The organism is Paenibacillus sp. FSL K6-2524, from assembly GCF_038005525.1.
Lineage (GTDB): Bacteria > Bacillota > Bacilli > Paenibacillales > Paenibacillaceae > Fontibacillus > Fontibacillus anaericanus.
The window spans coordinates 599686-612603 of record NZ_JBBOSP010000001.1 but is presented as its reverse complement, the minus strand read 5'-3'; the positions used below and the strand labels follow the sequence as shown (position 1 = coordinate 612603).

Genomic DNA, 12918 nt, shown 5'->3' with positions numbered 1-12918 from the left:
TAGAAGTGAAACTAAATAAATCATGTACAAAATAAAGAAAAGGCTCTAGCTAGAAACCGCTAGCTTAGCCCTTTATATTCTGTTGGAGAGATACCCACATATTTTTTGAATTGTTTATAAAAATAACCAGTTTCCCAATAACCGACACTTCGAGCTATTTCATGAACTTTCATCTGACTGGTTCTAAGCAGCTCTTTTGCTTTGTCAATTCGATACCAGTTTATATAATCGGTGAAAGATTCATTAACTTCCTTGTGGAATAGTTGTCCTAGATATACCGGATGAATATTGTACAGCGCACCCAGTGTCTTAAGGGATAGATCTTCGTTATAGGACTGCTTGATATAGTTCAGTACCTGCTGGACTACTGGGCTCTTCATATCGCTGGCCAGAGAATCCACAGTAATTTCTGCAACTTCCTTCATAATATCAATTAATTCCTCAAGCGAAGATGTAGTTCTAATCTTCTCGAAGTGCTTCTTGTATAGTTCAGATTCCTCAGCATGCCTAATCTCTTCCAATTGCATTTTGAAGCGAATAATCCATTCCATAGCCAGGTCCTGGAGTAAACTAGGAGAAATCCACTCCACTTGTCGGAGTGATCCGAAATCCTCTTCTATACGAGCAAGTAGTCCCTCCTTATCTTTTGCCATAATCAGCTTAGCGTAGTTACTCCAGTTCATATGGAGACCTTGTTCAGCATTAGTCTGATGGTCTTTGAGATCATCATATCGAAGGATGTTTTGTTCCTGGTAGATCATGAAGTACTCCTGAACCTTTTTGGCGTTAGTGTAGCTACGAGCGGGCTCCACTTCCATAATCTCTACGTTCCCTACAGATAGATGCAAGGGCTGAAGGGGTGTAAGTAGGTCAATAAGTTTATGATGTACAATGTCTACTTTTTTTATTCCCTGTTCTATGTCATCAAAGTTATAAACCAATACGATATCCCCATCCATATCACGGAACGGAATGATCCCCTCTTCCCCTTCCAATTGAGTTAGAACGGAATCGAACGCCTCATGTTCTGAATCCTGTAGTCGTAAAATTGAAACTAATATGTAACGCTTATTAAGGACAATACCCAGCAAATCTGCACGTTCTTCAAATTCTTGAGGATTAATCTGTCCTCTCATCCAGCGGTGCATTACATTATCCTTTAAAATCATGATGCTATACGCATTTAAGGTATTATATTTGGTTTTGGAGACATTCAACTTCTCGACCACCGTATTCAGAGTAGCCTTAAACTCCTCCAAATTAATAGGTTTCAGCAAGTAATTTTCTATACCTAGTGTTAAGCCTTCCTTCACATATGCAAAGTCATTAAATCCGCTCAATACTATCACCTTAAGGTCTGGATGAATTTCACGAACGAAACGGATCAAATCAAGGCCATTCATTTTCGGCATAGAAATATCGGTAACAAGAATATCCGCAGGAGTTACCTTTAATGCTTCTAGTGCTTCTAACCCGTTCTCAGCATGCCCGACGATTTCCATTCCCAGAGCAGCCCAATCAACAATATCGTACAAACCTTCGATAATAAATGGTTCATCATCTACAATAAATACTTTATACATTTTTCACTTCATCCTCCCCCAAATCAGGAAACCAAACGGTAACAACCGTTCCCTTCCCAAACTCACTCTGAACGTCAACACCATATATACTTCCATAGAGTAACTTTAACCTCTCGTGAATACTACGAATTCCAAAAGATCCCGAGTAAATGTCTGGATGTAACAATCCCTGCTTTATTTGTGCCAATTTCTCCGGATGAATACCTTGTCCATTATCTCTCACTTCAACGCATAGGATTTCATCTTGACTCGTAACCCTAATACTAATTTGATTATCGGCCCTGTCGGTTCTCATTCCATGGAGAATGTAGTTCTCAATAATCGGTTGCAGGGACATTTTTAGTACTAACTTGTTCTCCAGTTTCTTATCATATTGAACATCATAAGAGAACTTATCCTTGTAACGTATTCGAAACAGTTCCAAATACATCCGACAGGCCTCGAGTTCATCCTTTAACGTATACCTAGGCTTCTGCTGAACATAACTTTTGAACAGTACAGATAGACTGTATATCATTTCTCCAACATCTGAAGCTCCCTGGGATATAGCTCGCATCCGGATCACTTCCAGGGTGTTATATAAGAAGTGGGGATTCACTCTAGCCTCTAATGCGGCAATTTCGGTATGCTTTTGCTTAATCTCCGCTTTGTAAACACGGTCTATATACAAATTAAGTTCTTCTAACATCTCATTGAAGCTCTTGGCGATTTGACCGATTTCATCTTCTTTAATATCTGTAATTCTCGCTGTTAAATCCCCTTTCTTCACTTTTCTTGTAAAGCGAATAATGCTGTGCGTCCGCTTAGCAAAATTACCTATGAACAGAGAAGAGATGATAATAGCGAATAAAATACAAATCGTACTAACCGTCAGTATTGTATTCCTTAATCCGCGGTACGAGGCCGCAAGTTCCTTCTTGGGTACCAAACTAAGTACAGTATATCCGCCTTGGATATCCGTTAACTTTGTGATAGACATTCCTGTCGTAGTCACATCATTTTCATACACTGTGTTTATTTGATCAGCGTATGGATACTTTTGACCATAATAAGTACCCGACGAATCAAAAATGACTTCGCCTACACTCGAAAGAACAAGAATCGTACCTTTAAACTCATCTTTATAGTTTTCCAGACTACCCCAAATCTTCTCTGAATTGAAGTAAACCTGTAATTGGCCAATGTTACGTAATGACGTATTATTATTAATCGGTACACGAACTGAGAACATGGGCGATTCCGGTAATTGAATACTTTGTCGCACCCAAATATTTGGTATGGAGACGTTTGATCCTGCTTCCAAATACATGGCATCTGGGACGTAGGAGTGTGCAGCATTCGTACCAACAATTTTAAACTGTGTATTGTTGTACACATATAAATACTGCTGAGCAGCACTATATAACATCAAACTCGCAATATCCGGATCGTCCTCTACATGGTTTCTAAAAAACTGTACGGGATCACTAGTGGCACCATTGTCACTATAAAAACGATCCAATCTGTAGTTAACATATTCCTCATAAGGGTGCTCCAGAAAATATGAAGTATTGGACGCCAAATCACCATTTCTATATACATCACGCATCATAGTCTGTACGGATTCATATTTGTTATTAATGTACTTACTTACGCTTTGAATAGCGCTTTTCTGGACATCTAATTGTCTCTCAACCATCGCTTGCGACATCGTGATAAACATCAAATAGGAAAATATAATAACAGTTACAATCGTAATCACGGAAAAAAGAATGATAATTTTCATAAACAATTTATTTTTGAGGTATTTCCTATAAATCTTGCTTATCAGCATAATGTCCTCCTAGATCTGTCAGCTCGAAGTTATAATAAAGTGATTTATCTAGCTAATTCATCATAACCGTTAACCTTTATGGGAAACAAATCTAATTATAATTCTAAACTGATTACAGCCCTACTTCTAGCTACATAAATATAAATAAGAGCATCTACTCTCCAACTTCCTTGGAGAGCAGGTGCTCTTATTATAGAGTATTTCTATACTATCCTTTCCCTAACCGCGAAACTCTTGAAGACCAGTGTTCAGTTCAAGCGTAGCTGAGTACACCTGTTGATATAATTTGAAGAGACGACGGTATTTCTCCACATGTTCAGGAATCGGCTCGTAAGTAGTCCCGTATCCAATGAACTGGTCTGCACATTCTTTTAAACTACTAAACCAGCCGCATCCTACCGCAGCCATCATAGCAGAACCCATTGCTGGTCCCTGTTCATTCTTCAGTGAGACAACTGGAATACCAAAGATATCGGCTTGCATTTGTAACCAGGTCGGATTCTTAGCTCCACCACCAATCGATATAACTCGTTCTATTGAAATACCCGCCTGCCGGAACAATTCTAATGACTCCTGCAAGGAGAAGGTGATGCCTTCCATCACGGCACGAGCTAAGTGTTCACGGCCATGTGTACCGGACAAGCCAATAAAGCTACCACGGATAACACTATCCGCATGTGGAGTACGTTCACCTACAAGATAGGGTGTAAATAGTAACCCATCTGATCCGACTGGTACATTTGCAACGGGGGCAAGTAGATCCTCGAAGCTCAAATCTGGAGCAAACGAATCCTTAAACCAACTCAAACTGTATCCTGCAGCCAGCGTTACTCCCATTGCATAAAATGCACCAGGATGAGCGTGATTGAAGAAATGTACTTTGCCGGCAAAGTCTTTATTCTTGTCTTCCTCATACGTTAGAATGACACCCGAAGTTCCGATACTGCAGAGTGCATCCCCGTTACGGACAATACCTGCGCCGACAGCACCGCAAGCATTATCTGCTCCACCACCAAAAACACGTGTCTTTGGAGATAGACCCGTTTGCTCTGCAAACTGTGGTAACAGTGTCCCCGTCGCTTCAGTACTACCAACAATCGGTGGACAGAAGTTCTCAGGAAGACCAAAAATCTCTGCGATTTGCGTGCTCCATGCTCCTTCTGAAACGTTCAGCAGCAATGTTCCGGCAGCATCCGATATTTCCATTTGTACCAACCCAGTCATACGATAGCGCAAATAATCCTTAGGTAACACGAAGCAAGTTGCCTTATCGAACAATTCCGGTTCATTCTCCTGCACCCAAAGAATTTTGGGTAAAGTGAAGCCCTCCAACGCAGCGTTCTTCGTAATATCAAGCAAGTTGTGGCCAAGCTTCGCTTCGATCTCACGACACTGTTTCGTAGTCCGTGTATCATTCCAGAGAATCGCATGACGTAACGGCTTGTTCTGTTCGTCTAGCAGCACCAATCCATGCATCTGACCTGAGAATGAAATCCCCTCAATTTGATCCTGTGATATTCCGTTCTCTTGAATTAACGTCTTCAAGCAAGAAATAGTCCCACTCACCCATACCTCTGGATCCTGCTCACTATATCCTGGGTTTTCATGAATTAGCGGATAAGAGGCAGTAGCCTCCCCTTTGATTTCTCCGTTCTTATTTACTAATACTGTCTTCACCGAACTCGTTCCTAGATCAATACCAATCACATAACTCATCTCAGATATTCTCCCCTCATTAACCGCTCTTAAGGTTTACATTTTTTACATTGTCCAGCTTATTTCAGTATTTAAAAAGGGGACGACAGGCGCCCCCTTAATTCAGCATATATGTGCTGATTATTTCACTAAATTACTTAGTTTAAAACATATATTCGTTCAATTGAGCTTTAATTAATTCCAAGTGATTGGACTTGTTCTTAATCTCATCAGCTTGCATTGCATATGCAGCAAGGGATTTCAAATCTGTCTTACCTGCAACGATGTCAGCGCCGATACCGGATTTAAAGCTAGCATAACGTTCGTCAAGAATATTGTCGAAGAATTTATCTTCGATTAATTTCCCAGCTACTTTCAATCCTTTAGCGAAAGTATCCATACCTGCGATGTGAGAGTAGAACAAATCTTCTGGATCGAATGATCCGCGTCTAACTTTGGCATCAAAGTTAACTCCACCTGAACCCAGACCGCCATTCTCCAAAATTTCATACATCGCCAAAGTAACGGAAGCTACGTCAGTTGGGAATTCATCTGTATCCCAGCCAAGCAGCATGTCGCCTTGGTTAGCATCAACCGAACCCAGCATGTTGTTGATACGTGCTACGCGAAGTTCATGCTCAAAAGTATGACCTGCAAGTGTAGCATGGTTAGCTTCTAGGTTAAGTTTAAAGTGATTTTGAAGATCATATTTTTGCAAGAATGCAATCGTTGTAGCTGCATCAAAGTCGTATTGGTGTTTGGATGGCTCTTTTGGTTTTGGTTCAATCAAGAATTGACCTGTGTAACCAATTTCCTTAGCGTAATCTAGAGCCATATGGAAGAATTTCGCCAAGTTATCAAGCTCAAGACCCATGTCTGTGTTTAATAGGGACTCGTAACCTTCACGTCCACCCCAGAACACATAGTTCTCGGAACCAAGTTCAAGACCTGTATCCAAACCTTTCTTCACTTGTGCTGCAGCGTAAGCAAATACTTCAGCATTGGATGAAGTCGCAGCGCCATGAACAAAACGAGGGTTTGTGAACATATTTGCTGTATTCCATAGCAATTTAATGCCAGTAGCGTTCATACCTTCTTTAAGTTTAGCAATAATGACATCTAAATTTTCGTTAGTTTCTTGCAGCGTGTTACCTTCTGGAGCAATATCACGATCATGGAAGCAGTAATAAGGAACTCCTAGCTTCTCCAAGAACTCAAAGTTAACTTCAACGCGAGCCTTTGCCAAATCCATTCCGCTTACAGTTTCCCATGGACGAATCATGTTGCCTTTACCAAATGGATCGCTACCATCCATTGTTAATGTATGCCAGTAAGCCACGGCGAAACGAAGATGTTCCTTCATTGATTTACCAAGTACTACTTCGTTCTCATTATAATGTTTGAATGCTAGTGGATTACTTGATCCTGCGCCTTCATACTTAATTTTATTTACGTTTTTGAAATAACTCATAATTGAGTCCTCCCTGCCTAATTTTAAAATTTAGTAAGCCTTTTCATTCAAGTCCTATACAATGGCACGCACTCACAATAATGGTGGCGTGCCGCTTTTTCAACATGATCTTACCACGACAAACTTAGTTTGTCTAGTGAACTAACAAAGTAATTGATTTATCACCTAGTAGGTATGTTATGATAGCAAATATATAGAATATCGTACAAAGCTACACCTATTCTGGAGGATGACGAATGAAGATTACGGGCGATCAACAACTGATCAAAAAAATGAATAAAAGGATCGTTCTAGATACGATACGAAAGCAACAACCGCTGTCCCGAGCGGACATCTCCTCAGCCATTGGGCTGAACAAAGCAACTGTATCATCGCTTGTGTCCGAACTGATTGAAAGTCAGCTTGTCACTGAAATTGGTCCTGGCGAATCCAGTGGCGGACGGAAGCCCACACTGCTGTTATTCAATCGAAGTGCTGGTCATGCCATCGGAGTAGACATCCGTGTCAACGATTTGCTGATGATTCTTGTTGATCTCGAAGGCAATGTAATTCAGGAGAAGACGGTTCCATTGACTGACTGCTCCCCCGAAAATGTTCTGAATCAAATGCGTAAACATATAACCCTTCTGGGAAAAAAAGCACCGGCATCCCCATACGGAATAGTCGGTATGGGGATCGGAGTACCCGGACTTGTTGACGAGGAGAACAAGGTCGTCTCCTCCCCCAATTTAGGGTGGAACAACATCTCTCTTTATGATTCTCTAAGCACGTTATTTGGCGATAACATTCATATCGACAATGAGGCAAATGCCGGGGCTATCGGTGAGAAGCTATTTGGAGCAGGACAAGACTCTGCTAATCTGATCTACCTCAGTATCGGCGTTGGTATCGGATCGGGAATTATTGTCAAAGGAGAATTGTATCGTGGCACCTCCAATTTCTCTGGTGAGGTCGGCCATATGACGATAGCCGAAGATGGCCCTCTCTGTCGCTGCGGTAATCGTGGATGTTGGGAGACGCTTGCTTCGGAGAAAGCATTACTAGATCGCGCCGCTGTTCTATGGGAAGATTCCCGTCCCAATTTAGAAGAGATTATTATTCAGGCCAAGACAGGTCACGAGACTGCTATAGCCTTATTAGAAGAATTGGGTTCACACTTAGGTGTTGGACTGGCGAATCTGATTAATATTTTGAATCCTGAGTTGATCGTCATTGGTAGCAGGCTCTCACTTGCGGGAGATATGCTTCAAGACGCTATGCTACGGACGGTTGAGTCCCGCAGCTTGTCCTATCATCGTAAGAAGACTAACGTCACATTTGCTGCACTCGGCATCCGTTCAACCGCATTAGGTGCGGCTTCAATGCCGATTACTTCTTTTCTCGCAGACCCCGATGTAACTGTGGCCAGTAGTTCAAGCTTGTGACAGCTGCTATTATCCCTTAACTTTGCGCAATTCCCGCGGAGTCTGTCCGTATTTTTTCTTAAAAGTCCGTTCAAAGTGATTTAGGGTGCTGAATCCTGATGCGAAGCAAATCTCTGTGACGGGAAGTGTTGTTACGCGTAATAAAGAATGGGCGAATTGCAAACGCTGCTCCTGTAAAAAAGTTTGAAAAGACACCCCTACTTGTTTGCGAAAGCACTCGCTAAAATAGTTGGCGGACAAACCCACGTTCTTTGCCACTTGATCCAAGGTGAGCGAATCGCGAAAAAGATGCTGGATATAGGTAATAGCACTACGAATCGAAGGATGTAGATGACGCAATTCTGCGTTTGCTAACTCTTTCGATCGTCCAGGGAGCTGGCGCCTGAGGTCAATTAACACTCGCTCCAATGCACCTTGAATGATGTAACCGCTGCCTTCCTGCGGATCCTCACTTTCTTCCCACAGCCGCCTAAATTCTGCTTCGAAAGTCTGGAAGTCCTCTTCTGGTAGTTGGTGATAATCCCCACCTCTGTTCTGAAACAACCATTGAAACAGCTCTGGCCGTAGGAAATGCTGGGTAAAGATCAGATTATAGAGTTCAACAGTTTGCCCTGGATCTGGTACAAGCTCATGAAAATCTGCAGGAGTCATTAGAAAAATGTGCCCCCTAGTAAGTGGCATTTGCGTACCATTTAAGATATGAATTCCATTGCCCTTGATGACAAGAGCCATTTCAAAAAATTCATGCCAATGTACATCAATCTGACCATCAATCTGGTGATAAAAAATTCGAAAGGGAGAAGAATCAGACATGTATTGTACATTCTGCAACCGATCAGGCTGTTTACCGCTCATAGCCTTTCCTCCCTTTCATTCCGTCGTTGTAACTATTCGATTATTCTACATTACAGAATGAATTTCCCGCAATGTCTTTTCCCCGGGCAAGCCAAATACGAAAGCCAGGATTATTCTCCGGTACTACTCTCGCTTCGGTGGAAAAATAGCGCATAGTATAACCGCAGCGCCGATATATGCTTTTATTCGGCTCTGCTCCATGGATAATTCTTGAGTCGTGCAGCGAGCATTCCCCCGGTTCAAGCTCTAAATAAACGGCCTCAGAATCTTCCACATCTTTGATCTGAGATGAGAATAAATTTTGTTTGCCGTCCACCTCCACATACTCCGAGAAGCCGTTATGATGCGTGCCAGGAATGACCCTCATGCATCCATTCTCCTTGTTGCTTCGATCGATAGCCAGCCAGACGGTTACGATTTTATCATAACGGTCCAGACGGCCTCTCCAATAAGTAGAATCCTCGTGCCATGGAGTGGCGCGTCCCACGTATGGATCCTTGCATATGAAGTGGCTCGACCACAATCCGATATTAGGTCCAATGATCTGCTCAACCAAATCAAGCACTTCTTCGCTTAGCAAATAGGTAAGTAGGCGTTCATCCCGAAAATGGGGGGTGTCCAGCTCATCAGACAACTTATCACCTTTGTGTGCCAGCTGTTCTTCAAAGATGGATCGCAATGCAGTGAACGCCTCGGGTGAGAATAGTTGCCTTTTATTTAGTAGGTATCCGTTCTTATGGTAATGCTCGACATCAGAAACTGTTAATAGGTTCTTACTCATCGCTATGGCTCATCTCCTTAACCAATTGTGGCTTTTGTCACACCCATACTGTAAGCTATCGTGTTTATAGTTACTTCTGCTTCTTACGGTAAAAGTGTGCATATCTTCAGAAAGGCCAAATCTGAGAATATGCACTATATTGAGGAAGAAACGAAAAGCGGTGTTATTGAATATGAGATACGATCTTTCTAGAACAAGGAAGGGAGATCTATCCCATGGTTAACTATCCAGCATTAACTTCGCATACTAGCGAAGGCTTATCCGATCCGCTTATTTATGTGCATGACTTCACAAACACTTATAAAAATCACCTCCTCTATCCCCCTGCTGTACGTGAAGCGGCATGCCTAAAGGTACAGATCCCGTGGATATTACAGCCTATGCAGAAGGGAGACCTGCTTGCTGGGCGCAAACGAACACCATTTCTCGGGTTCACCCCGATTCAGGGATTCGGTAATATTGATCGAACGGGTTATTACATGGAGGAGCAGAGCTTACGGGATGAGTTGGAACCGTACCTGCAGACAGAAGAACAGAAAGTGGAGCTTGAAGAATTGATCGCTTACTGGCAAACCGAAAATACCAACTCCAAAATACGTGTTCGTTATACCGAAGTGATGGCACGGGAGCTGTGGACCGATAATTGGGGAGTTGAGAGCGGAGTCATTTATCCTCTTTATCGGATGGCTGGGGCCCACATGGATATGGATAAGCTCGTTCGTCTAGGGCTACCGGGTCTAAGGGCTGAGATCCGCGAGAAACTTGTTTCCAGCGCAGAAACTTACCACCCTTTATATGAATCAATGCTAACAGCACTGGATATGCTCGAATACTCCATGATCTACTATATCGAGGATGTGAAGCAAGCCTTAGAGCAAGCCGACCAAGCATCCGATAAGTTACATTTGAAACGTATGGTAGAGGTTTTGGAGGCAATCCGTTATCATGCGCCTCGACATCTTGATGAGGCAATGCAGCTTTGCTGGCTTTATATGCTATTGTCGGGGAGCATGGAGCATGGTCGGATGGACGTTTATTTCGGTGATCTACTTGTACAGGATCTGAATACCGATTTTATTTCGGAACTGGAAGCACAGGAGCTCGTCACGGCATACTGGCGTATGATCCTTGGCGTACTGGGACGAGATGCCCGGGTGATCGTCGGTGGTGTAGGACGCCGAAATCCCGAGAACGGAGATCGCTTCACCTTGTTTGCCATAGAGGCTTCGCGCCACGTCCCATTCCGACCTCAGCTCAGCCTTCGCTGCAACAAAGGAATGAACCCTGAAATCCTTGCAAAAGCTCTAGACTCCCTCGGAGAGGGAACCACGTTTCCAATTCTGTACAATGATGAAGCAAATGTACCCGCAGTAATGCACGCCTTCGACGTATCCCGTGAGGAAGCTGAGCAATATGCCTTCTTTGGATGCGGAGAATATATGTTGGATCATCGGAGCTATGGTACACCAAGCGGTGTTATCAACCTTGTGAAAGCACTTGAATTAACGCTGTTTAACGGGATCGATCCATTGACCGGACGAGAGCTTGGTCTGAAACTCGGCACTCTATCCGATTTTGCAACTATCGATGACCTCTGGGAAGCATACCAAAAACAGCTTAAACACCACATCGACATCATCGCCGATCAAGAAGCGCTAGAGTATAAAATCGTAGGCGAAGAAACCTCACTGTTATTCATCAGCATGCTGTATGACGATTGTATTACCCGCGGCAAGGCTGTATTCGAAGGCGGCATCCGTCATCTTGGCGGCACTTTGGAAACTTACGGCAATATAACAGCATCAGACAGTCTTGTTGCTATCAAGAAGGTCATTTATGAAGAGCAAAAAATAACGAAAGAACGACTTATGGAATTGATCCTTACCAATTTCACAGGAGCAGAGGGCGAAAGGAAACTGCTATTGGAGGCTCCAAAGTTTGGGAATGACGACGATGAGGCCGACCAAATGGCAGTCCTGTATCATGAATTTGTATGCAATACGGTAAGGAATCAGCGGGATCGAACGGACCTTGATTCTTATCTTGTAGTTATGATTAACAATGATGCCAATACCACTCTCGGTCGACTGACCCTTGCCTCTGCGGACGGTCGCCTTGCCTACTCACCGATGTCGAATGGCAATGCTCCCTCTCCAGGCATGGATCGGAATGGAATTACTGCACTTTTTAACTCGATGACGAAGCTTGATGCCGGGTTGCATGCCGGTTCCTCGCAGAATATAAAGTTTAGCAAGCAGATGTTTAATGGGGATCGTCCGAAACTGGAGGCGTTACTGGACACTTTCTTTGAATTAGGTGGCACATCAACCAACATTAGTGTCGTCAGCAAAGAAGATTTGCAGAATGCGATGAAAGAACCGGAGAAATATGCTAACCTCATTGTCCGTGTGGGTGGATTCAGCGCTTATTTCGTTACGTTGAACCACAATGTGCAGCGGGAAATATTGGAGCGTACACTCTATTAATTTATGGGGAGGAGAGATCTGGTGGAGGAGTCTGGTATTGTCTTTGACATCGCGCGCTTTTCGTTGCATGACGGTGATGGAATTCGCACAACTGTATTTTTAAAGGGATGTCCTCTCCGCTGTTTGTGGTGTCATAATCCGGAATCGCAAAAGTTCGAACCTGAAGTTTATCCGCTTGAAGGGGACACTGGCGACGTGAAGACGATTGGAAGTCCAATGTCGGTTTCTGAAGTTATAAACGTAGTCATGAGGGATTTGCCATATTATAAACGTTCCGGTGGTGGCTTGACGCTCTCTGGGGGCGAGCCGCTAGCGCAACCCGATTTTTCGCTTGCCCTATTGCGGGAAGCGAAAAATCGAGGTCTTCACACCTGTGTGGAGACCTCCGGGTATGCGCATCGATCGATTCTTGAACGAATTTCCCCCTATGTCGATTGTTTCCTATTTGATAGTAAGGAATATAATGCCGATCAGCATAAAGAGTATACAGGCCGTTCTAACAACGTTATTCTGGCCAATCTTCAATGGCTTTGTGAACAAGGTGTACCCCTCATTCTACGCTGTCCTATTATACCTGGCTTGAATGATCGACCTGATCATTTTGCGGAAATCGTCAAATGGGTTAATAGCAATTCAAACATCATCGGTGCCGAATTACTTGCATATCATCCATATGGGCGATCCAAAGGGGATGGCCAGGGAAGCACCTTCATAGCTCCAATTCCTACGGAAGAAGATAAGGCAAATTGGCTATCAATCATTCGTTCCTATGGGTGTGAGAAAGTCGTCATTGGATAGACCTAAGCCGTT

The 12918-nt window shown here is 43.2% G+C and carries 9 protein-coding genes; 3 read left to right on the top strand and 6 right to left on the bottom strand.

Annotated elements, in window-relative coordinates:
- Positions 1-59 precede the first annotated feature (59 nt).
- From NST85_RS02625 to xylA, 4 genes are all read right to left on the bottom strand, one after another.
- On the bottom strand, positions 60-1583 hold the full coding sequence (locus NST85_RS02625; RefSeq protein ID WP_127193050.1) for a response regulator transcription factor: 1524 nt from the start codon (positions 1581-1583) through the stop codon (positions 60-62).
- A complete protein-coding gene (locus NST85_RS02620) occupies positions 1576-3396 on the bottom strand; it encodes a cache domain-containing sensor histidine kinase (RefSeq protein ID WP_127193051.1) in 1821 nt (606 codons plus the stop codon). The genes NST85_RS02625 and NST85_RS02620 overlap by 8 nt, the downstream gene beginning before the upstream one ends.
- 219 nt (positions 3397-3615) lie before the next feature.
- The gene (gene xylB, locus NST85_RS02615) at positions 3616-5112 is read right to left on the bottom strand and encodes a xylulokinase (RefSeq protein ID WP_127193052.1); all 1497 of its coding nucleotides are present in this window, start codon (positions 5110-5112) and stop codon (positions 3616-3618) included.
- Positions 5113-5254: 142 nt separating this feature from the next.
- Positions 5255-6562, bottom strand: coding sequence for a xylose isomerase (gene xylA, locus NST85_RS02610; protein ID WP_127193053.1), 1308 nt, complete (start codon positions 6560-6562; stop codon positions 5255-5257).
- Between the two features lie 236 nt (positions 6563-6798).
- Here xylA and NST85_RS02605 point away from each other — a divergent pair, with 236 nt between their 5' ends.
- Positions 6799-7986: an ROK family transcriptional regulator gene (locus NST85_RS02605; RefSeq protein WP_127193054.1), complete on the top strand. Its 1188-nt coding sequence runs from the start codon at positions 6799-6801 to the stop codon at positions 7984-7986.
- A 9-nt stretch (positions 7987-7995) separates the two neighbouring features.
- On the opposite strand, the gene NST85_RS02600 is transcribed toward NST85_RS02605, so the two are convergent.
- Positions 7996-8841, bottom strand: a complete 846-nt coding sequence (locus tag NST85_RS02600) for a helix-turn-helix transcriptional regulator (protein WP_127193055.1) — start codon at positions 8839-8841, stop codon at positions 7996-7998.
- 40 nt (positions 8842-8881) lie between these two features.
- The gene (locus tag NST85_RS02595; RefSeq protein WP_127193056.1) at positions 8882-9622 is read right to left on the bottom strand and encodes a phytanoyl-CoA dioxygenase family protein; all 741 of its coding nucleotides are present in this window, start codon (positions 9620-9622) and stop codon (positions 8882-8884) included.
- Positions 9623-9837: 215 nt separating this feature from the next.
- Between NST85_RS02595 and NST85_RS02590 the strand changes: the two genes are divergently transcribed.
- Together NST85_RS02590 and NST85_RS02585 are read left to right on the top strand one after the other, a co-directional pair.
- Positions 9838-12108, top strand: coding sequence for a pyruvate formate lyase family protein (locus tag NST85_RS02590; RefSeq protein WP_341188464.1), 2271 nt, complete (start codon positions 9838-9840; stop codon positions 12106-12108).
- A gap of 21 nt (positions 12109-12129) precedes the next feature.
- Complete coding sequence (locus NST85_RS02585) at positions 12130-12906, top strand: radical SAM protein (RefSeq protein WP_170220205.1); 777 nt, start codon at positions 12130-12132, stop codon at positions 12904-12906.
- The last annotated feature ends 12 nt before the right edge of the window (positions 12907-12918 follow it).